The sequence below is a fragment of the Faecalibacterium hattorii genome (assembly GCF_003287455.1).
Classification (GTDB): domain Bacteria; phylum Bacillota; class Clostridia; order Oscillospirales; family Ruminococcaceae; genus Faecalibacterium; species Faecalibacterium hattorii.
This window is the reverse complement of record NZ_PRLC01000010.1, coordinates 50,315-69,967: the sequence shown is the minus strand read 5'-3', so window position 1 is coordinate 69,967 and position 19,653 is coordinate 50,315. Positions and strand designations below refer to the sequence as shown.

The following is a 19,653-nucleotide window of genomic DNA, read 5'->3' as shown; positions in this document are numbered from 1 at the left end:
TTGTGTACGGTTCAAATCCTGATGGTAGTGTGCGACCCCTGCGGGGACTTTATTCAGTTCGGTGCATAAAAAATGAGAGGTACCCTCACCGAGAGCACCTCTCACATAAATCAGACGAGTCAGTTGCGGCGGCGGCTGTTGCCCAGCAGACGGACCACATACAGGAAGATGTTGATAAAGTCCAAATACAGCGTCAGCGCACCGTAGACGGAAGCCTTTTCGGCCATCTCGGAGTCGGCGGCGTAGTAGCTGTACATCTGCTGCAGCTTCTGGGTGTCGTAGGCGGTCAGCAGCATGAAGACCACCAGACCAATGCCGCAGTAGAGCACCGAGCCGCCAAAGCTGAAGCCGAACAGCATTCCCACCAGACCGGTGACGATCAGGGCCACCAGTGCCATCATCAGGCGGGGGCCCCAGCCGGTGAGGTCCTTATGGGTGGTGGTGCCGTAAACGGCCATCAGGCCGAAGTACACGGCAGTGGACAGGAAGGCTAAGATCAGCTCCCCCACCGAGAAAGCGATGAAGTAGTAGCTGAGCACCATGCCGTTGAGCAGCGCGTACCCGAAGAAGGCGGCGCGGGCCCCATGCACGGACATATTCTGCACGCGGGCGCTGAGCACATACACCAGCGCCAGTTCGGCGATGGTAAGCACAAGGTAAAGCGAGTCGACCAGATAGATCAGCGAGGTCGTCGCGGTGATATAGGCCATTGCGAAGGTAATGAGCAGCCCGCACGCCATCCAGCGGTAGGTGCGGGTCATATAGTCCGATGCGCTCATCGTAGGCTCCGCATAGCCGCGGTCATAGTGGTTGTAATCCATGGTAAGATCCTCCAGTCTTGTTCCGGAGCCTTGCCCCGGTCTGTAAAATATAGTATACTGCATAGAAATGAACGTTTCATGAAAAAGGCAGTGATATTTCGTGTCTCTTGGACTTTATCTGCATATTCCTTACTGTTTTTCCAAATGCCGGTACTGCGATTTCTATTCTGCACCCGGAAAGCGGGGCGTTCCCCACGCTTACGTGGATGCCCTTCTGCGGGAGCTGCACCGCTTTGCACCGGACGCTCCCCTCCGGCCGGACACCCTCTATTTCGGCGGCGGCACCCCCAGTCTGCTGGACCCGGCGGACGCGGCCCGGCTCATGGAAGCCGCGTCTCCCCTGCCCGGCGCAGAGATCACCTTGGAGGCCAACCCGGAGACGGTCACAGAAGAATCCCTCCGCGCCTTCCGGGAAGCCGGCGTCAACCGCATTTCCTTCGGGGTCCAGTCCGCGCGGGACAGCCAGCTCAAAACGCTGGGCCGCCCCCACACCGCCAAACAGGCGCGGGCCGCATTCCGGGCGGCACAGCGGGCCGGGTTCGAGAACATCAGCGGCGATATCATGCTGGCCCTGCCCCATTATACGCAGGCCGAGTTCGATGAGACGCTGGAGCTGATCGAATCCGGCGGGGCCACCCACATTTCGGCCTACCTATTAAAAATCGAACCGGATTCCGCCTTTGGCAAGCACCCGCCGGAGGGTCTGCCCACCGGCGACGAAGCAGCGGACTTCTACCTCTATGCCGTGGAGCAGCTGGAACACCACGGCTACCAGCAGTACGAGATCTCGAACTTCGCGAAACCCGGCTATGAGGGCAAACACAACCTCATCTACTGGGACTGCGGCGATTACCTCGGCCTCGGCCCGGCGGCCCACTCCTGCATGGGCGGCAAGCGGTTCTACTACCCTGCCGACACAGAAGCCTTCCTCAACGACAACGCCGCACCCGTCTTGGATGGCGGATGCGGCGCGGAGGACTATCTGATTTTGCAATTGCGGCTGCGGAAGGGGCTGGACTTGGCCGAATACAAGGCCCGCTACGGTAAGGAATTTTCCACTGCCCAGCTTGCCTTTGTCAAAAACTGCGTCAAAAGCGGCTACGCCGCCTTCGACGGCCATACCCTCGCCCTCACCCCCGCCGGGCTTATCGTGCAGAACAGCATTCTGGCAGAACTGCTGTAAGGCAAGCGGGCTTGCCCTGCCATTCAGCAGCCGCGTTGCCAGCGGATGACCGGGTGTTTCCCGGTTGTCCGCCGCTTACCCCAACTCGATAACCTGCCACCCCAATTCCTCAATGGCTTCCCTGTCGTGGGTCGCCAACAACACGACCTTTTCGCCGCAGCGTTCCTTCAAGAGCGCCGCGGCTTTTTTCATGGTAGCGGGGTCCATGCCGGTGAAGGGCTCGTCCAGCAGCAGGGTGTCGCTCTCGGCCCAGAGAGCCCGCAGCAGCGCCGCCCGCCGCTTCTGCCCGCCGGAAAGCTTCCGCGCCGGGAGCGCAAGGGCTGCTCTATCCAGTCCAAATCGTAGAAAATCCATTTCAATTTGCTCTTTGTATTGTTCTTTTCCCTCCGGCAGCACCAGTTCGACGTTCTGGACGGCGTTCAACTGGGGGCAGAGACGGTCCTCCTGAAAGACTGCCCCCACCCTGCCCACGCCGGAGACAGTGCCGGAGGTGGGCACTTCCAGCCCCATCAGGATGCGGAGCAGGGTGGTCTTGCCCCAGCCGCTCGGTGCCCAGAGGATCGCCGGGCCGGTAACGGTCAGGTTCAGATCTTCGAAGAGCGTCTTTTCTACAAATCGTTTTGTAAGGCTTTGAATTTCCAGTTTGTACTGCATCATTCACCACTCCTCCCCCGCTGCGCGGGCCACGGCCTTGTCCAGCAGGGCCAGAAACAACTTCTCAAATGCAGCGCTCAGCACGATGATGACGAAGGTCCACGCGAACAGCTCCCCGGTGGAAAGGGTGATCTTGGCCCGGTAGAGAGCGTCGCCGATGCTGCCGTCCGGCAAACCGATGACCTCCGCCGCAACGCCGCTCTTCCAGCAGATGCCCAGCGCTACGCTGCACCCCTGCCGGAACGCAGGCAGCACCGCCGGGAGCCAGATGGCCTTGACCCGGCACGGGAGGGGCAGGCGGAAGACCCGCGCCATCTCCAAAAGCTGCCCGTCGGCGCTCTCGATGCCGGTGCGCACCGCGCCGTACAGCACAGGCAGCACCATGAAAAAGCTGATAAGGATGGACAACGACGACCCGCTGACCCACACCAGCGCCAGAATGATGAAGCTGGCCACCGGCGTGGCCTTGACCAGCTGCATCACCGGGGAGAGCAGGGCTTCCACCCACGCCCAGCGCTCGGCGGCCACGGCCAGCACCACGCTGGACACGGCCCCCAGCAAAAAGCCCAGCAGGATGCGCCCGGCGCTGAACCCGATGCGCTGCCAGAACTCCGGCTGCGGCAAAAGCTCCAGCAGGGTGCCCAGCGCCTGAATCGGCGACACCAGAAACACTTCCTGCCCGATGGCCATGGCCGCCAGCTGCCACACCACCAGCCAGAACACGACAGCTGCCCCGTACAGCAGCCTTTTTTTCGTTTTTTTCATGAACCTTCCCGTTCTCCTCTCTTTTATCCTTTATAAGATAACACATCATGTGGAGGAATACAATTCTTCACCTTTCTTTTTCTTGACATGAAGCCAATTTGATTCTACACTGGAACGTGTTCAACCACTTCACTTTCGAAAAGGGGGCATTTTTATGCAGGACCTGCGCGGCAAAAAACTGCTGCTCCTCGGTTTTACGCTCTTTTCCATGTTCTTCGGGGCCGGGAACCTGATCTTTCCGCCCCACCTTGGTGCGCAAGCCGGGGCAAACCTCTGGCCCGCCTTTGCGGGGTTCGCCGTCAGCGCCATCGGTCTGCCCATCATGGGCGTTGCCGCCGTGGCCAACGCGGGCGGGCTGGACCGGCTGGCCAGCCGGGTCCACCCAAAGTTTGCCCTCGCCTTTGCGATTTTGGTCTATCTCTCCATCGGGCCCTGCCTCGCCATCCCCCGCACGGCCAGCACTTCGTTCGAGATGCTGGTGCCGCTGCTGGGCGGCGGGCGCGGGCTGCAGCTAGGGTATTCCGTCGTCTTCTTCACGGCGGCCTTCCTCGTGGCGCTCCGGCCCGAAAAGCTCACCGACCGGCTGGGCCATGTCCTCTGCCCGGCCCTCATCGCCCTGATTTTGATTCTTTTCGCGGGCTGTCTGCTCCACCCGGTCGCCGCACAGTACGGCACCCCTGCCGCCGCCTACGCTCAGTTGCCCGCCTTGGAGGGCATCCTTGGCGGCTATCAGACCATGGACACCCTCGCCGGGCTCAACTTCGGGGCCGTCATCGCGCTGAACATTCAGGCGCTGGGCATCACCGAGCCGAAAGCCGTCCGGCAGGGCACCATCCGGGCCGGCATCCTAGCGGGCGGGCTGCTGCTGGTCATTTACGCCATGCTGGCCCATGTCGGCGCGCTGACCGGGGCCGCCTATCCCGACTGCGCCACCGGTGCCGAGACCCTGACGGCCCTCGCCAGCGCCCTCTTCGGCCGGGCGGGGCAGGTGCTGCTGGCGGCCATCTTCCTCTTGGCGTGCTTCAATACCTGCGTCGGACTCATCTCCTGCGTGGGGCAGTATTTCCACACCCTGCTCCCCCGCATCCCCTACCCGGCCATCGCGGGCTTTTTTGCCGCAGCCAGTATGCTCATCTCCAACATCGGCCTTGCGGGCATCATCCGGCTGTCCACCCCGGTGCTCCATGCGCTTTACCCGGTCGCCATCGTGCTGATCGTCCTTTCCTTCCTGCCCGCGCAGTTCCAGAAGCGCCCGGCCTACGTGGGCTGTGTTGCACTGACCGCCGCGCAGAGCGTCCTCGCGGCCCTGCCGCTGACCACCGTGTTTGCAAACGCCCTGCCGCTGGGGCAATTCGGCTTCGGCTGGGTCATCCCTGCCCTCGTCGGCCTTGGGATCGGGGTTTTCTGCCGTTAACGAAAAAGACTGTTACAAACTCCTTCCGTCATCGCTTACGCGATGCCACCTCCCTCAATGAGGGAGGCTTTCACAGCTTACCGTTACGCCAAGGCTCCCTCACCGAGGGAGCTGGCGCGGCGAAGCCGTGACTGAGGGAGTCTGCAACAGCCCTTTTTGTTTTATCCTTATTTTACGGAAGCGACCAGCCTCTCAAAGGCTTTCTGCACCCGCTTGGCAACGGTAGCCTTGGTGTAGTAGAAGTTGCCGTCCGGCAGCTTGCCGCCCACGGCTGCGGGGGAAGCATCGTACAGCACCTGCAGATAGGCGTTGACGTCGGCCTTCATCTCGTCGCCGATGCGGTAGACGATGTTGCACTTGGGCAGAGCCTTCTTGGCAATGGCCGCCTTGGCCACGACGCCCACCTTCTCGCACAGGGCAGCGGTGCCGTCGATATCGTTGTTGGCGGCCTCCACGCTCTTCTGGTAATCCTTCAGGAAGTTGATGACCTCTTCCGGGTGATCCTCGGCGTAAGCGGTGCGGACCACAGTGACGCCGGTGATGAGCTGGGTGTCACAGACCTTGTTCCACTCCTTCGTCAGGTCCAGCACCACACGCAGGTCGCTGTCCTTCATCTGAGCGGCCGTCACATAGGGCTGGGGCAGAACAGCGATGGCGTCCTTCTTGGTGGCAGCCATCTGGGCGGTCACCTCGGAAGCCTCGCTGTAGTATTCGATCTTCACATCCTTGTCCGGGTCGATGCCATTCTTGGTCAGCAGGTAGCGCAGCACGTACTCCGGCGTGGTGCCCTTGCCGGTGGACAGGATGGTGCGGCCCTTCAGGTCGGCAAAGCTGTGGACGGTGTCTCCCTTTTCCACCACGTACAGCACGCCCAGCGTGTTGACGGCCATGACCTGAATGCCGCCGTTGGTCTTTTGGTACAGGGTGGCGGCAAGGTTTGCGGGGATGGCCGCGATATCCACTTGGCCCTTGATGAGCTTGGGCACGATCTCGTCGGCTGCGCCGTAGAGCTGCAGATCATACTTCTGGGAAGCGGTGCCGTTTTCCTCCATGGCCAGCAGGTTCACCAGACCCATGGTGGTGGGCCCCTTCAGGCCCGCCACCCGGACGGTGGAGTTGGTCTTGGCCAATGCGCCGCACGCCAGCAGACTGACCAGCAGCACCACCGACAGCAGCAGAGATGTCAGTTTTTTCATCATTGTGTTGTTCCTTCCTCTCTCGATTTGTTCCAAACCCGAACAAATTTGCAAATTTTTCGAAAAACATTTGCTTTACAGGCTCAAGTTTACTATAATAGAGCCAAAAATACCGTTGCACGCGCAACGGAATCACCAAAGGGCGGTGAGGGCCCGGAGAACGCCTCACAGGACGATTATGGAAAACATTCTTCCTTTGTTGCAAACGACCTCTCTTTTCACCGGCATCGAAGCCGACGCGCTCCGTGTTCTGCTGGGCGAGCTGGGCGCTGTCATCCGCAGCTACGGCCGGGGGGAAGCCCTTGTTCAGGCCGGGGCCGCCAACCGCCGGGTGGGCGTGGTACTGACCGGCAGCATCGAGGCCTACCGCCCCGCGCCGGGCGGCGCACGGGTGCCCATCGCCCAGATGGGGCCCGGCGGCGTCTTCGGCGACGTGCTGGGCGGCTCCAGCCTCGACAGCCCCGTGACCGTAGTTGCCGCCTCCGGGTGCGAGGTGCTGCTGATCCCCTACGACCGGCTGCTCCTCTCGGACGGCAGCGCCGCCCACCAGAGGGTGCTGCAGAATCTTGTTCGCACCATCAGCGACAAGTATTTCCTCCTCTCCCGCCGGGTGGACCTGCTGGTGCTGAAGAGTCTGCGCGCCAAGGTCTGCGCCTACCTGCTCGGCGAAGCCGAGCAGCAGGGCAGTCTGACCTTCTCCATCCCCTACTCCCGCATCCAGCTGGCGGACTACCTCAACTGTGACCGCAGCGCTCTTTCACGGGAGCTCAGCCTCATGCAGCGCGACGGTCTGCTGGACACCTACCGCTCCAGCTTCAAACTGCTCCAGCCCGACGCGCTGCGGCAGATGGTGCAGTAAGGGAGGTCTTCATGAAAAATCCCCGAACCAAGCGCATCCTGCTGGCCTGTGGGCTGGCGGCGGGCATCTTGTTCCTTGCGCTGCTCTGTTTTTACCATCTGGACTACGGTGAGCTGATGGACTGGGATGAAGCCCGCCACGGCGTCAGCGCCTATGAAATGCTCCAAACCGGCGAACCGATCGTCACTACCTATGCTTACTCGCCTGACTATTGGAACCTGAAGCCGCCCCTCAGCGAGTGGCTCATCGCTTTGGGCTATAAACTGTTCGGGTATAACGCCTATGGTCTGCGCTTTTTCTCCGGCGTTTCCATGTTTCTGAGTGCGCTGCTCTGCGCCGCCTTCCTCTGGAAACGCTATGGAAAAACCGAGGCCGTTTTCTCCCTGTTCGCCTTTGCCTCCTGCGGCAAGCTGTTTTACTACCACGCCGCCCGCAACGGCGATGCGGACGCGCTGTTCATTTTTTGCTACACGATCGCCGTCCTCTGCCTGTGCGAAAGCCGCCGGAAATTTTCATGGACTTACGGCGCTTGCCTCGCATTCTCGTTTGCCTTCCTCGCAAAAGGCTGGCACGCCGGGACCATCGCGCTGCTCGTCCTGCTGACGCTGCTGTTCACCGGGCGCTTTTCGCAGATGCGCCTGAAGCACTATGCCCTCTGCGCCCTTTCCAGCCTTGGCCCCGCCGGGCTCTGGGCGCTGGCCCGCTGGCGGAAAGACGGCCTCTCGTTTCTGATTTCCATGTTCACCTACGATGTGGTCAACCGCGCCACCGGCTCGCTGGAAGAACACGCCGCCCCTGTCTATTTTTATCTGGGCGTTCTGGGCCGCAGTGTCAGCTCGATTTTCCTGATCCTGCTTTCGCTGTTCGGGCTTGCTTTGCTGCTGCGCAGCAATGCGTTCCGGCAGCGCAGCGCCCCTTTTTACGATGCGCTGGTCTGCGTGCTGGCGGTTCTGGTGCCTTTTGTTCTTTTTTCGGCGGCCTCTTCCAAGCTGTTCTGGTATATCCTCTGTGTCTATCCGGCCATCGTCCTTCTGAGTGCTCTTGCCGTTCATCAGGCAAAGCAGCGGCTTCCTTCCGCCGCATGGCCCAAGCTTCTGCTGACCCTCTCTCTGGGGCTGGTGGTCTGCTTTTCGGCTCATAATGTCTGGCGTTACGCCGTGGAACCCTCCCGCTCCGTGACCGGGCTTTCGCTCCTTCTGGCCGACTGCTCCACCCCCGCGAAGGCACATTATTATATCGACGCCGGAAAATGGCAGCAGATCAAGCTGATGGAGACCGAGTGGCTCACCGATGCCACCCCCTGCGACGGTGGGGCGGAGGCCTTCGCCGCCGACAGCGGCTCTTATCTGATCACTTCCGCTGCCGCGCTGGACGCCTACCCGCAATACGAGGTCATCCGGCAGACAGAGGAATTTGCACTGCTGTACAATCCATAAAAACGAGGTATCATTTTATGTCCAAACCGATTCTCTGGATCGTGATCCCCTGCTACAACGAGGAGAAGGTCCTGCCCATCACGGCACCGATGTTCCTGCAAAAAATCAAGACCCTTGCGGAAAAAGAGATGGTCAGCGACAAGAGCCGGGTGCTCTTCGTCAACGACGGCTCCAAGGACGCCACTTGGGAGCTGATCTGCAAATTTGCACAGGAAGACGAGCATTTCATCGGCATTTCTCAGAGCCGGAACCGCGGCCACCAGAACGCCGTGCTGGCCGGGCTGATGGAGGCCAAGGAAAATGGCTGCGACATCACCATCTCCATCGACTGCGACGGGCAGGACGACATCGACGCCATGGACGAGATGGTTCAGAAGTATCTGGATGGGGCCGAGGTGGTCTACGGCGTGCGCAGCCGCCGCGACACCGACACTTTCTTCAAGCGGTTCACCGCCGAGGGCTTCTACCACCTGATGAACGCGCTGGGCGCGGACATCGTGTTCAACCACGCCGATTACCGCCTCATCAGCGCCCGCGTGCTGGAGAGCTTTGCCGACTACAAAGAAGTCAACATCTTCCTGCGCGGCATGGTGCCGCTGGTGGGTTTCCCCAGCGCAACGGTCAGCTACGAGCGCCACGAGCGCCTCGCCGGCGAGAGCCACTACCCCTTGAGCAAGATGCTGGCGCTGGCCTTTGACGGCATCACCAGCCTGTCCAACAAGCCCATCCGGCTCATCACCGGGGCGGGCATCATCGTCAGCCTCATCAGCTTCATCGGCGTCATCTGGGCCATCGTACAAGCGGCCATGGGCAGCGTGGTGGCGGGCTGGGCCTCCACCGTCTGCATCGTCTGCTTCATGGGCGGGGTACAGCTCATCTGCCTCGGCGTCATCGGCGAATATATCGGCAAAATCTATATGGAGACCAAGGCCCGCCCCCGCTACATCATCAGTGAGCGGACATGGGCCCCCTACGAAAGGAAGTATCACGGATGAGCAAACAGAGTTGGAAAGGCAGCACCCTTCTGAACCCGGAGCCGCCGGTGCTGGTCTCCTGCGGCGGGCTGGAAACGCCCAACCTGATCACGATCGGCTGGACCGGCACCATCTGCACCCAGCCCAGCATGGTCTCCATCAGCGTCCGGCCGGAGCGATTCAGCCACCACCTGATCCAAGAGAGCGGCCAGTTTGCCATCAATCTCCCCACCGAAGCGCTGGTCCGCGCGGTGGACTGGTGCGGCGTCAAGAGCGGCCGCGAGGTGGACAAGTTTGCCGCGTGCGGCCTCCACGCTGCGCCGGGCTCAGTGCTGACGGACTGCCCCATCTTGGAGGAAAGCCCCGTCAACTTGGAGTGCAGGGTCACACAAGTCCTCCCGCTGGGCAGCCACGACCTGTTCTTGGCCGAAGTCGTGGCCTGTGACGTGGACGAATCCCTGCTGGACGAAAGCGGCAAGCTCTGCCTCGACAAGGCCAAGCTCATCGTCTACAGCCACGGCGAGTATCTGGCCCTCGGCAAAAAGCTGGGCACCTTCGGCTACAGCGTGCGGAAGAAAAAGAAAACACGTCGATAAGTAAAAAAAAAATCCATCTGACACCGTCAGATGGATTTTTTCTTTACTGGTTCAGCAGCTCCGTCAGGCACTGCACCGTGCGGCCATGGTAGCCGGTCACGGTCTCGGCGTGAAGCAGACTGCTCAGGACGCTTTCCTCCACGCACTCGGCCACCGCGCGGAAGAGCGGATTGATGGCGTCATCGTGGAGCATCTGCAGGGGGAGGATGGCCGTTTCAGAGTCATGGGGGACCCGGTTGGCCGTGGTGAAGGCGAGGACGATCTCGCCGCTGCCGTTGCCGCACATGGACCCGGTGCGGGACAGGCCCACCAGCGCCCTGCGGCAGAGCCGCCGCAACTGACGCTCACTGAGCGGGATATCCGTCGCCAGCACCGTGATGATGGAGCCTTTGTCCTCATGGGGCGGGATCGATTTGTCCAGCAGGTCGTGGATCGGAGTCCCCGCCACGATGAGGTCGTCGAAGACGGCGTGGTTCGAGAGAACGAGGGCACCGATGGTGTACCGTTTCCCGTCCAGCTCCAGCTGCCGGGAGGCCGACCCGATGCCGCCTTTCAGGCCGTGGCAGCGCATTCCCCGCCCGGCCCCGACGGCACCCTCGGCAAAATCGGCCTTGCAGTCGGCCAGTGCAGCGAAGACGTGTTCTTCGGTGACGTGAAGGCCCCGGATGTCGTTCAGGCCGCTGTCGTTGCACTCGCAGACCACCGGGTTCACGCTGCCGGTGGTCTCGCAGATGTCGGGGTTGCGGGCCAGCATGTACTTCACCAGCGCCGTCTCCACGGTTCCAACACTCAACGTATTGGTGAACAAAATCGGCGTTTCCAGCGTGCCCAGTTCATCGATCTGGACAAGGCCGGTGGTCTTGCCGAAGCCGTTGATAACATAGCTTGCCGCCAAGAGTTTGTCGTGGAAGACATCCCCCTGATGGGGCAGCAGAGCCGTCACGCCGGTCTGGATGTTTCCCTCCGCCAGCGTGCAGTGGCCCACCGTCACCCCCGGCACATCGCTGATCTTATCCAAGGGGCCGTGGGGCAGCCGCCCCACCGTGAACCCCCACTTGTTTCCTGCAATTCCCATGCTGCTTCCTCCTAAAAATGGGCCGTCGCCGCGCGGCAGCCCTTTTCTGACATATTATCTGGTTTCGTGCTTCACCCGCTCAATGGCACCAAGGTCATAGGGGGTATTCTGGTAGACGTAATAGTTCAGCCAGTTCTCATACAACAAATGTGCATGGGCCCGCCAGCGGAAGAGCGGCGGCTGCTCCGGGTCATCGTTGGGGTAGTAGTTCTTGGGGATGGCAATGGGCAGCCCCTTGGCCACATCCCGCTTATACTCGGCATCCAGCGTATACTTATCGTACTCCGGGTGGCCGGTAACGAAGATCTGCCGCCCGTTCTCGGTGCTCATCAGGAAAGGCCCGGCCTCGTCGCTCTCGGCAAGGATGCGCAGGGCCTTGCAGCCGTCCACGTCCGCGCGGGAGATGCCGGTGTGGCGGCTGTGGGGGGCGTAGAACACCTCGTCAAAGCCGCGCACCAGCGGGTTCGAGGGCCGGGTGACCCGGTGCTCGAAGATGCCAAACATCTTCTGGGGCAGGATCTCCTTGCGGATGCCGTAGTGGTAATACAGCCCCGCCTGTGCACCCCAGCAGACATGGAGGGTGGAGTAGACGTTCGTCTCGCTGAAGTCCATGATCTCGCACAGCTCCGGCCAGTAATCCACCTGCTCAAAGTCCATCGTCTCCACCGGGGCGCCGGTGATGATCATCCCGTCGTAGCGGTTGTTCTTCACCTCGTCGAAGGTCTTGTAAAAGGCGTCCAGATGCGCCGCCGAAACGTGAGTTGCCTCGTGGCTGACCGTCTGCAGCAGGGTCATATGGACCTGCAGCGGCGTGTTCGCCAGCAAGCGGGCGATCTGCGTCTCGGTGGCGATCTTGGTCGGCATCAGGTTCAGGATGAGGATTTCCAGCGGGCGGATGTGCTGGGAAGCCGCCCGTTCCCGGTGCATGACGAAGACGTTTTCCTCATACAGCGCATCGTAGGCGGGAAGCGTTTTAGGGATGATCAGGGGCATAGCGGTTCTTCTCCTTCAGGGTCAGATTTTATCAAGAGCCTGTGCGATATCAGCGATCAGGTCCTCACTGCTTTCGAGGCCGCAGCTCATCCGGACCAGCTCGGCAGGCACACCGGCGGCCTTCAGCTGCTCATCGTTCATCTGGCGGTGCGTGCTGGACGCCGGGTTCAGGCAGCAGGTGCGGGCATCGGCCACATGGGTCTCGATGGCGGCAAGCTTCAGGTTTTTCATAAAGGTGCTGGCGGCTTCGCGGCCCCCGGCCAGACCAAAGCTGACCACGCCGCAGCTGCCCTTCGGCAGATACTTTTCGGCCAGCGCATGATAGGGGCTGGATGCAAGGCCGCAGTAGTTGACGTAAGCCACCTTGGGGTGAGCTTCGAGGAACTGGGCCACTGCCATGCCGTTCTCACAGTGGCGATGCATCCGGACGTGGAGGCTCTCCAGACCGAGATTCAGCATATAGGCGTTCATGGGGGACTGCATGGAGCCGAAGTCCCGCATGAGCTGGGCGGTGGCCTTGGTGATGAAGGCCCCCTCCTTGCCGAAGCGCTCGGCGTAGGTGATGCCGTGGTAGCTGTCGTCCGGGGTGCACAGGCCGGGGAACTTCTCGGCGTGGGCCATCCAGTCGAACTTGCCGCTGTCCACGATGGCACCGCCCAGCACCGCACCGTGGCCGTCCATGTACTTGGTGGTGGAGTGGGTCACGATATCCGCACCCCACGCAAAGGGGCGGCAGTTCACCGGCGTGGGGAAGGTATTATCCACAATGAGGGGCACGCCGTGGGCATGGGCAGCCTTGGCGAACTTCTCAATGTCCAGCACGGTCAGGGCCGGGTTTGCAATGGTCTCGCCGAAGACGGCCTTGGTGTTGGGGCGGAAGGCGGCGTTCAGCTCCTCCTCGGTGCACAGCGGGTCCACGAAGGTGGCCTCGATGCCCATCTTCTTCATGGTGACGGAGATGAGGTTGAAGGTGCCGCCGTAAATGGTGCTGGACGCAACGATATGATCCCCGGCTTCGCAGAGGTTGAACAGCGCGAAGAAGTTGGCGGCCTGACCGCTGGACGTCAGCATGGCGGCGGTGCCGTCTTCCAGCTCACAGATCTTTTTTGCCACGAGATCGCAGGTGGGATTCTGCAGGCGGGAATAGAAATAGCCGTCGGCTTCCAGATCGAACAGCTTGCCCATGTCCTCACTGGTGGCATACTTGAAGGTGGTGGACTGGATGATGGGGATCTGGCGGGGTTCGCCGTTGCCGGGGGTGTAACCGCCCTGCACGCAGATGGTATCGCGATTCATACTACATACTCCTTTACTGGGTTTGTCTAAATAGCACAATTCCCCGCAGGAGAGCAGCTGCCTCCGGCGGGGAATCGAAACGTTAAATTGGAACTTCCTGCCGGAGAGATGGGCGGTGAGATACGGCTTTACTTTCTCAGCCGCTTATCGCTCTGGTTGGCCCAGAACGTACCGACGGACTGGAACGCCTGCACCAGCAGGATCAGCAGCACGACGCAGACGATCATGATGTTGGTCTGGTAGCGGTAGTAGCCATAGGAGATGGCCACCTTGCCCAGACCGCCGCCGCCGATGGCACCGGACATGGCCGAGTAGCCAAGGATCGTGGTCAGGGCCGTGGTCATGCTGGAGATCAGGCCCGGCAGACACTCCGGGATCATGACCTTGGTGATGATCTGGAACGGGGTCGCGCCCATGCTCTGTGCAGCTTCCACCACACCTTCGTCCAGTTCACGGAGGCTCGTTTCCACGAGGCGCGCCACAAACGGGAAAGCGGCGACCACCAGCGGCACGATGGTGGCCTTGGTGCCCACCGTCGTGCCCACGATGGCACGGGAAAGTGGGAAGACGCAGATCATCAAAATCAGGAACGGAACGCTGCGCAGGATGTTGATGACGATATTCAGCAGGTGCATCAGCCAGCCGGGCAGGGGCAGGACGCCGTCCTTATCCCCGGCCACCAGCAGCACGCCCAGCGGCAAGCCGATGACCAGCGAAAACGCAGTGGCGAGGACGGTCACATAGAACGTCTCCCACACGGCAAAGCCATAATCTGCAAAGCTCATTCGCCGGTCACCTCCTCTACGGTCACGCCGGGCTGGCCGCGCATATAGGCGGCCGCCTGTTTTGCCTGTTCGATGTCTTTGGGCAGCTTGAGCAGCATACTGCCGTAGCACTGGCCGCTCAGGTCACGGGTGTCAGCGCTCAGTACGCTGACCAGAATGCCGGTCTCGGCGGCAAGGCTCGCCACCAGCGGCTTTGCGGCGGACGAACCGTTGAAGGTCACGCGCACCACATGGTCGTCGGGCGCAAAGCTCGACAGATCCCGTGCGGCGCTGCCGCCGTTGGGTGCCACCAGACGCTTGGCCGCAGCGGTCTTGGGGTTCGAGAAGATCTCCTTCACCTCGCCCACTTCCACCACAACGCCGCCGTCCAGAATCGCAACGTGATCGCAGATCTCTTCCACAACGCTCATCTGATGGGTGATGACCACCACCGTGATGCCCAGCTTCCGGTTGATGTCCTTGATCAGGGTCAGGATGGAGTGGGTGGTGTTGGGGTCCAGTGCGCTGGTGGCCTCGTCACAGAGCAGGACTTTGGGGTCGGTCGCCAATGCGCGGGCAATGGCGATGCGCTGCTTCTGGCCGCCGGAAAGCTGGGCCGGGTAGGCGTTGGCCTTATCGGGCAGCCCCACCATCTCCAGCAGCTCGCGGGCACGCTTTTCAGCCTTGTCCTTTTTCACCCCAGCCAGCTCCATGGGGAAACAGATGTTCCTCAGGCAGCTGCGCTGCATCAGCAGGTTGAACTGCTGGAAGATCATCGTGATCTCCCGGCGGCGGGCACGCAGCTCGGCAGGAGAAAGCTTCTCCATCTCCACGCCGTCGATGACGACGCTGCCCTCGGTGGGGCGTTCCAACAGATTGATGCAGCGCACCAGCGTGGATTTGCCCGCACCGGACATGCCGATGATGCCATAGATGGAACCATCCGGAATGGTCAGATTGATGTCACTCAGCGCGTTGACCGCGCCATCCTTCATCTGGAAGGTCTTGGAAAGATGTTTGATCTCGATCACAGAAATTGCTCCTTTTTAGCCCTCAATGGGGGACAGGTCGCTCTGCTTGCCGCCGTAGATGCCCATGGGCTCCACGTGGATGCCGGCCACCGTCACCAGATGGGTGCCCTTCTCGGCGTTGAAGTCGTCCAGATAGGGCTGATGCTGGAAGTAGTTGGTATCGACCTGACCATCCTCGACCACGGTGTTGGGGATCACATAGTCGTCGTACTCCTGAATGTCCAGCGTGATGCCCTTGGCTGCGAGGATCTCCTTGCAGACCTCAAGGATCTCGCAGTGGGGTGCGGGGGTAGCAGCGCAGCTGACGGTCTCGCCGTTCAAAGCGTCGTAGTCAATGCTGGAATCGTAGCCGTCGGTGGGGTTCTCCACAACAGAGACCACAGCGCCGCCGTAGTTTTCGGTCATGAAGTCCTTGACCTGCTGGCTCTCCAGAGCAGCGACCAGTGCCTTGATCTTCGGCTCCTCCTCGTTGCCCTCCTTGCAGACCAGAACGTTGACGTAAGCGGAAGAGCCGTCCTCCATAGCCAGTGCATCGGTCATGGGGTCCAGACCGGCAGAGATGGCGTAGTTGGAGTTGATGACGGCGTAGTCCTCATCCTGCAGGACGTTGGGCACCTGCGCAGCCTCGACCTCGTCGATGCTGACGTTGAACGGGTTCTCCTCGATGTCGTTCTTGGTGGCGGTGATGCCGGCGTCAGCCTTCAGCTTGAAGAAACCGTTCTTCTCCAGCAGGGTCAGGGCGCGGGCCTCGTTGGTGGTGTCGTTGGGGACGGCGATGCTGATCTTGTCCAGCTTCTTCACCACTTCAGAGGAAGCGGCAGAGGAAGCGGCAGAAGCAGCGCTGCTTGCAGTGGAGGAAGAAGAACCACCGCAAGCGGTCAGGGCTGCGGCAGCCGCAGCCACGCCAGTTACCTTCAGAAAATCACGACGCGAAATCTTAGACATAATGTTTTCCCTCTCTTGATCTGTTTTCAAACAATTGTTTTTGCACCGCGCAGCACATTTTTCTGCGCCTCATGCAGCCGGAAGCAAAGAAAAACGCTTCCGTCCTCGGCGGGCAACAGCCCACAAGGACGAAAGCGTGACAAAACTTCCGTGGTACCACCTTGGTTTACCGTGCCCTCACGGGCTCGGCCTCGAAGCTGCGGCAGCGGCTTTCTCCCTCCACTGCTTACAGCCGGACGCTGTAACGGGCGCTCCCGTCGCGGGCTTAGCACTCTTGCGCTTCGCCCCCGCGGCTCCGAGACCATTTTCAGTTCCCTGTTTCCTGCCCTTTTCCACCGGCCGGGCTCTCTGGAAGGATCAATGCGAAAACCTACTCTTCTCTTCACAGCCATTTTTGTGATATTGGTTGTATTCTACCCCTCCCGACGGGATTTGTCAACCCTTTCAACGAAGTTTTTTGGTAGGAAATTGATTTTGCGTTCCTTCCTGCAGCCTCTCCGTCCTCGCTGACGGGATGCCGCCGCCTCCTGTAGGGGAGGCTGAAATTTTTCGGTTGGACAAATCGCCTGCAATATGCTATTTTATAAGAGATATTTTGCCTTATCAGCACAGCAAGGAGCGAACGAATGAACGGCAGGGAATTGTATCCCGACGAGCAGCAGCGCCAGCGCATCATGGATTTTATCATGGCGGCAGGGCAGACGCTGCTGGAAAACGGTGCGGAGGTCTTCCGCGTCCAGCAGACCATGGAGATCATGGCCCGCAGCTTCCATCTGCGGGAGTTTCACGTATATGTATTGACCAATGGCATCTTCGCCAGCGCGGGCACGGCGGAGATCAGTGAGGTGCGCAATGTGCCCACCCGCACGACCCATCTGGGCCGGGTGGCTGCGGTGAACCAGCTCTCCCGCCAGATCGCGGCGGGCGGCGTCACCATCGACGAGGCGGAGAGCCGCCTTGTTCAGGCCAAGGGCATCCCCTTCCCGAAGGATCGGGTCCAACTGGCCGCCGGGCCTTCGGGCGCGTTCTGCTTCGCGCTCATCTTCGGCGGCACGCTGCGGTCCGCGCTGGCGGCGGCAGTGGCCGGTCTTGCAGCCAGCGCCTACCTGCTGTTCTGCGGGCGGCACGGCGTGGGCGGCGGGTTCAAGACCATCTCCACCGCCTCCCTCATTACCCTCATCTGCATCCTCAGCTGCCACCTGCTCCGCACCGAGGCCAGCCACGCCATCATCGGCACCCTGATGATCCTGACCCCCGGCATCGCCTTTACCATGGGCATCCGGGACTTCGTGCAGGGCGATTATCTCTCCGGCACCATTCGGATGATCGACGCCCTCCTCATCGCGGCCAGTATCGCCATCGGCACCGGCCTTGTGCTGGGGGCCTATTCCATGCTGACGGGGGTGGTGCTTGCATGACACAGCTTCTTTTGACCAGTGAGCAGATCGGCCAGTTGGTCGCGCAGTTTTTCATCGCCGGGGCGGGCACCCTGAGCTTTGCCATCCTCTTCGCGTGCCCCAAACGCACCCTGCCCTACTGCGGGCTCGTAGGCGCGGTGGGCTGGTTCGTCTACGAGACCGCCATCCTGTTCGGGCTGGAAGCCTTTGCCGCTTCCCTGCTGGCCGTCATCCCGCTGACCCTGCTGGCCCGCATCTTCGCCGTGGCCCTCAAAACGCCGGTCACCATCTTCCTGCTGACCGGTATCTTCCCCCTCGTGCCCGGTGCCGGCATCTACTACGCCGCCTACTATTTCATTCAGGGCAGTAACGAACTGGCCCTTGCCAACGGCATCTCCACGTTTAAGATCGCCGTCGCACTGGCCGTCGGCATCGCACTGGTGCTTGGGCTGCCGATGCCCCATTTCACTCCCCGCAAATAAGGTTTCCTTTCGTAAAACCACTTTTCGTAGCTATCCCCACGAAAAGTGGCTATTTTCTTTTCAGGCATGCTTTCCCACAATAAAAAATCCCCACAAACACAAAAACCCGCCTGGCAGCGGGTTTTTGTGTATAGAGGGGTGGGAAAGTATATAAAGTTGGGAATCTCATATTCAGATGCGGGGCACAGCAAGTGGGCTGTTCGCGCCCTGCAAGATGTATTATACCCATTTTTCTTTTCTTGTCAAACAAATTTTTTGCAGTTTGCTTTAAATTCACACTTTACATTTTGTCCAAAACTTTATATAATTAACACAGCCAGATTTTTTCCAAGCTTTTTCGATGTTTGTACGTTTTTTACAACAATAAAACTTTACTTTCAAAAAATTTTATGGATTCCAACATATTTTAAAAGGAGACCTTCCTCATGGACGATTTAGACCGCAAGATTCTCTCCCTCCTTGCCAAAAATGCCCGGATGCCGGTCAAGGAGATCGCCGAGCAGGTGGCGCTGACCAGCCCCGCCGTTTCCAGCCGCATCCACAAGCTTGAGACCGACGGCATCATCAGCGGCTACACCGTGGTGCTCAACCGCCCGGCCGACCGCGTGTACGTGGACGCCCTCATCAGCCTTTCCGTCACCCCCAGCCACCGCGACGAGCTGGTGGAGCTGATGCAGAACAGCAAGGAAGTGCTGCAGTGCTACCATGTCACCGGCGCCTACACCTTCCTTATTAAGGTGAGCTGCGGCAGTATGCCCCAGCTGGAGCACCTGATCCTCCAGTTCCAGAAGCTCGGCACCACCTCCACCCAGATCATCCTTTCCACCCCCGTCAACCACGGCGACCTTGAAGCCATGATGCTCTGAGCCGTTTCCGGAAATTTTTCTCTGCCGCCGGGCAGAACGCAATCTTTCGCCCCGGTGGTTCGTATTCCTGATACAAGCCGCCGCTGCATAGGCAGCCGGGTGCTGTGCCATACTAAGGGCACGGGCGGCTTGCCCCGCACTTTTTCACGACGAAAGGAATACGATATGAAGCTTCCGTTCAAACGCCTCCTCGCCGCCCTGCTGGCCGCACTGACCCTGCTCGCGCTGGCGGGCTGCGGCAGCTCCGGTAAGACCGACGCCGCCCCCAAGGACTACACCCAGATCCTCCACGACGCCCGCCCGGATGAGGACAACGAGTATTATATGATCTTCTCCCCCGGCAAGGAGGGCAAGTTCACCGCCCAGTACGGCTACAGCGAAAGCTACGAAGACGCCGACCAACTGGATGAAGAGATCCGGAACATGCTGCTTCCCCTGCTGAATCTGGAGGAGGGGGATTACACCGACTTTTCCGCCTCCGTTTCCGGCATGATGGTGCAAAGCTACGCCCTCGCCATCGTCAAGCCCGCCGAGGGCAGGCAGGAAGCCGTGAAACAGGCCCTTCTGGATTTCGTGACCAGCGAGCAGAGCTCCATGGAGCACTATCTGGAAGACCAGTACGCCATCGCCAAAGCCGCCAAGGTCGAAGTGGTCCCCTCCGGCGAAGTGGTTCTCGTCTGCTGCGAGAACAGCGATGCCGTCCTTTCCGCCATCAAAACAGCGCTGGCCGCTTAAAATCAGACCTTGCACTTCTTTCACCGCACCCTGTTTTCGGGGCGCGGTGTTTTATTTTCTTTCCCGAAACGGCCCGAAAAGGCCTCCGCTGCAAAAAGTTTTTTCAAAATCCCTCCAAATCACTTTCCAAAAGTGTTTTTTTGATGTATTCTATTCCTATCCGCTGTGCGT

The 19,653-nt window shown here is 60.4% G+C and carries 20 protein-coding genes; 10 read left to right on the top strand and 10 right to left on the bottom strand.

The genetic code is table 11. From position 1 onward, the window contains the following. Positions 1–119: 119 nt before the first annotated feature. Complete coding sequence (locus C4N23_RS08190) at positions 120–821, bottom strand: Bax inhibitor-1/YccA family protein (RefSeq protein ID WP_112145347.1); 702 nt, start codon at positions 819–821, stop codon at positions 120–122. Positions 822–921: 100 nt separating this feature from the next. Here C4N23_RS08190 and hemW point away from each other — a divergent pair, with 100 nt between their 5' ends. Then, the gene (gene hemW, locus C4N23_RS08185; protein ID WP_112145345.1) at positions 922–2,004 is read left to right on the top strand and encodes a radical SAM family heme chaperone HemW; all 1,083 of its coding nucleotides are present in this window, start codon (positions 922–924) and stop codon (positions 2,002–2,004) included. 75 nt (positions 2,005–2,079) lie between these two features. On the opposite strand, the gene C4N23_RS08180 is transcribed toward hemW, so the two are convergent. Continuing rightward, entirely contained in the window at positions 2,080–2,661 is a 582-nt protein-coding gene (locus tag C4N23_RS08180) for an ATP-binding cassette domain-containing protein (protein ID WP_242983757.1), read from the bottom strand. Beyond that, positions 2,662–3,423, bottom strand: a complete 762-nt coding sequence (locus C4N23_RS08175) for an ABC transporter permease (protein ID WP_112145343.1) — start codon at positions 3,421–3,423, stop codon at positions 2,662–2,664. Positions 3,424–3,577: 154 nt separating this feature from the next. Between C4N23_RS08175 and brnQ the strand changes: the two genes are divergently transcribed. Then, on the top strand, positions 3,578–4,837 hold the full coding sequence (gene brnQ / locus C4N23_RS08170; protein ID WP_112145341.1) for a branched-chain amino acid transport system II carrier protein: 1,260 nt from the start codon (positions 3,578–3,580) through the stop codon (positions 4,835–4,837). A 167-nt stretch (positions 4,838–5,004) separates the two neighbouring features. Here the strand turns inward: brnQ and C4N23_RS08165 are convergent, their stop codons facing one another. After that, entirely contained in the window at positions 5,005–6,033 is a 1,029-nt protein-coding gene (locus tag C4N23_RS08165) for an ABC transporter substrate-binding protein (RefSeq protein ID WP_112145417.1), read from the bottom strand. A 196-nt stretch (positions 6,034–6,229) separates the two neighbouring features. Here C4N23_RS08165 and C4N23_RS08160 point away from each other — a divergent pair, with 196 nt between their 5' ends. From C4N23_RS08160 to C4N23_RS08145, 4 genes are read left to right on the top strand one after another with little or no spacing between them, the layout of a single operon-like run. Beyond that, positions 6,230–6,892, top strand: a complete 663-nt coding sequence (locus C4N23_RS08160; RefSeq protein WP_242983756.1) for a Crp/Fnr family transcriptional regulator — start codon at positions 6,230–6,232, stop codon at positions 6,890–6,892. An 11-nt stretch (positions 6,893–6,903) separates the two neighbouring features. Beyond that, complete coding sequence (locus C4N23_RS08155) at positions 6,904–8,328, top strand: ArnT family glycosyltransferase (RefSeq protein ID WP_112145337.1); 1,425 nt, start codon at positions 6,904–6,906, stop codon at positions 8,326–8,328. 17 nt (positions 8,329–8,345) lie between these two features. Further along, positions 8,346–9,323 carry a glycosyltransferase family 2 protein gene (locus C4N23_RS08150; RefSeq protein WP_055189642.1) on the top strand — a complete coding sequence of 326 codons (978 nt, stop codon included), beginning with the start codon at positions 8,346–8,348 and terminating at the stop codon, positions 9,321–9,323. Then, entirely contained in the window at positions 9,320–9,898 is a 579-nt protein-coding gene (locus C4N23_RS08145; protein ID WP_112145335.1) for a flavin reductase family protein, read from the top strand. The genes C4N23_RS08150 and C4N23_RS08145 overlap by 4 nt, the downstream gene beginning before the upstream one ends. Positions 9,899–9,941: 43 nt before the next feature. Here the strand turns inward: C4N23_RS08145 and C4N23_RS08140 are convergent, their stop codons facing one another. The 6 genes from C4N23_RS08140 to C4N23_RS08115 form a co-directional block, all read right to left on the bottom strand. Continuing rightward, the gene (locus C4N23_RS08140) at positions 9,942–10,973 is read right to left on the bottom strand and encodes a DmpA family aminopeptidase (RefSeq protein ID WP_055189638.1); all 1,032 of its coding nucleotides are present in this window, start codon (positions 10,971–10,973) and stop codon (positions 9,942–9,944) included. A 54-nt stretch (positions 10,974–11,027) separates the two neighbouring features. Continuing rightward, the gene (gene metA, locus C4N23_RS08135; protein ID WP_055189636.1) at positions 11,028–11,966 is read right to left on the bottom strand and encodes a homoserine O-acetyltransferase MetA; all 939 of its coding nucleotides are present in this window, start codon (positions 11,964–11,966) and stop codon (positions 11,028–11,030) included. 21 nt (positions 11,967–11,987) lie between these two features. Then, positions 11,988–13,262, bottom strand: coding sequence for an O-acetylhomoserine aminocarboxypropyltransferase/cysteine synthase family protein (locus tag C4N23_RS08130; protein WP_112145333.1), 1,275 nt, complete (start codon positions 13,260–13,262; stop codon positions 11,988–11,990). Positions 13,263–13,390: 128 nt separating this feature from the next. Next, positions 13,391–14,047, bottom strand: coding sequence for a methionine ABC transporter permease (locus tag C4N23_RS08125; RefSeq protein WP_055189632.1), 657 nt, complete (start codon positions 14,045–14,047; stop codon positions 13,391–13,393). Beyond that, complete coding sequence (locus C4N23_RS08120) at positions 14,044–15,057, bottom strand: methionine ABC transporter ATP-binding protein (RefSeq protein WP_112145332.1); 1,014 nt, start codon at positions 15,055–15,057, stop codon at positions 14,044–14,046. The genes C4N23_RS08125 and C4N23_RS08120 overlap by 4 nt, the downstream gene beginning before the upstream one ends. Before the next feature lie 15 nt (positions 15,058–15,072). Beyond that, entirely contained in the window at positions 15,073–16,002 is a 930-nt protein-coding gene (locus tag C4N23_RS08115) for a MetQ/NlpA family ABC transporter substrate-binding protein (protein WP_055189627.1), read from the bottom strand. 626 nt (positions 16,003–16,628) lie between these two features. On the opposite strand from C4N23_RS08115, the gene C4N23_RS08110 reads away from it, so the two are divergent. The 4 genes from C4N23_RS08110 (at position 16,629) to C4N23_RS08095 (ending at position 19,482) form a co-directional block, all read left to right on the top strand. Next, positions 16,629–17,420 carry a threonine/serine exporter family protein gene (locus C4N23_RS08110; protein WP_112145330.1) on the top strand — a complete coding sequence of 264 codons (792 nt, stop codon included), beginning with the start codon at positions 16,629–16,631 and terminating at the stop codon, positions 17,418–17,420. Then, positions 17,417–17,881 (top strand): threonine/serine exporter family protein, encoded by a 465-nt coding sequence (locus tag C4N23_RS08105; protein WP_097840023.1) that lies wholly within the window; start codon positions 17,417–17,419, stop codon positions 17,879–17,881. The genes C4N23_RS08110 and C4N23_RS08105 overlap by 4 nt, the downstream gene beginning before the upstream one ends. Before the next feature lie 425 nt (positions 17,882–18,306). Further along, positions 18,307–18,747 carry an Lrp/AsnC family transcriptional regulator gene (locus tag C4N23_RS08100; RefSeq protein WP_055189621.1) on the top strand — a complete coding sequence of 147 codons (441 nt, stop codon included), beginning with the start codon at positions 18,307–18,309 and terminating at the stop codon, positions 18,745–18,747. A gap of 165 nt (positions 18,748–18,912) precedes the next feature. Continuing rightward, the gene (locus C4N23_RS08095) at positions 18,913–19,482 is read left to right on the top strand and encodes a DUF4358 domain-containing protein (protein WP_097840022.1); all 570 of its coding nucleotides are present in this window, start codon (positions 18,913–18,915) and stop codon (positions 19,480–19,482) included. Positions 19,483–19,653 lie beyond the last annotated feature (171 nt).

What these genes read in the sequence shown, in the direction of transcription:
- C4N23_RS08190 (WP_112145347.1), bottom strand. Translation starts at nt 821, where the DNA reads ATGGATTACAACCACTATGACCGCGGCTATGCGGAGCCTACGATGAGC.
- C4N23_RS08180 (WP_242983757.1), bottom strand. Translation starts at nt 2,661, where the DNA reads ATGATGCAGTACAAACTGGAAATTCAAAGCCTTACAAAACGATTTGTA.
- C4N23_RS08175 (WP_112145343.1), bottom strand. Translation starts at nt 3,423, where the DNA reads ATGAAAAAAACGAAAAAAAGGCTGCTGTACGGGGCAGCTGTCGTGTTC.
- brnQ (WP_112145341.1), top strand. Translation starts at nt 3,578, where the DNA reads ATGCAGGACCTGCGCGGCAAAAAACTGCTGCTCCTCGGTTTTACGCTC.
- C4N23_RS08165 (WP_112145417.1), bottom strand. Translation starts at nt 6,033, where the DNA reads ATGAAAAAACTGACATCTCTGCTGCTGTCGGTGGTGCTGCTGGTCAGT.
- C4N23_RS08155 (WP_112145337.1), top strand. Translation starts at nt 6,904, where the DNA reads ATGAAAAATCCCCGAACCAAGCGCATCCTGCTGGCCTGTGGGCTGGCG.
- C4N23_RS08150 (WP_055189642.1), top strand. Translation starts at nt 8,346, where the DNA reads ATGTCCAAACCGATTCTCTGGATCGTGATCCCCTGCTACAACGAGGAG.
- C4N23_RS08145 (WP_112145335.1), top strand. Translation starts at nt 9,320, where the DNA reads ATGAGCAAACAGAGTTGGAAAGGCAGCACCCTTCTGAACCCGGAGCCG.
- C4N23_RS08140 (WP_055189638.1), bottom strand. Translation starts at nt 10,973, where the DNA reads ATGGGAATTGCAGGAAACAAGTGGGGGTTCACGGTGGGGCGGCTGCCC.
- metA (WP_055189636.1), bottom strand. Translation starts at nt 11,966, where the DNA reads ATGCCCCTGATCATCCCTAAAACGCTTCCCGCCTACGATGCGCTGTAT.
- C4N23_RS08130 (WP_112145333.1), bottom strand. Translation starts at nt 13,262, where the DNA reads ATGAATCGCGATACCATCTGCGTGCAGGGCGGTTACACCCCCGGCAAC.
- C4N23_RS08125 (WP_055189632.1), bottom strand. Translation starts at nt 14,047, where the DNA reads ATGAGCTTTGCAGATTATGGCTTTGCCGTGTGGGAGACGTTCTATGTG.
- C4N23_RS08115 (WP_055189627.1), bottom strand. Translation starts at nt 16,002, where the DNA reads ATGTCTAAGATTTCGCGTCGTGATTTTCTGAAGGTAACTGGCGTGGCT.
- C4N23_RS08110 (WP_112145330.1), top strand. Translation starts at nt 16,629, where the DNA reads ATGAACGGCAGGGAATTGTATCCCGACGAGCAGCAGCGCCAGCGCATC.
- C4N23_RS08105 (WP_097840023.1), top strand. Translation starts at nt 17,417, where the DNA reads ATGACACAGCTTCTTTTGACCAGTGAGCAGATCGGCCAGTTGGTCGCG.
- C4N23_RS08100 (WP_055189621.1), top strand. Translation starts at nt 18,307, where the DNA reads ATGGACGATTTAGACCGCAAGATTCTCTCCCTCCTTGCCAAAAATGCC.
- C4N23_RS08095 (WP_097840022.1), top strand. Translation starts at nt 18,913, where the DNA reads ATGAAGCTTCCGTTCAAACGCCTCCTCGCCGCCCTGCTGGCCGCACTG.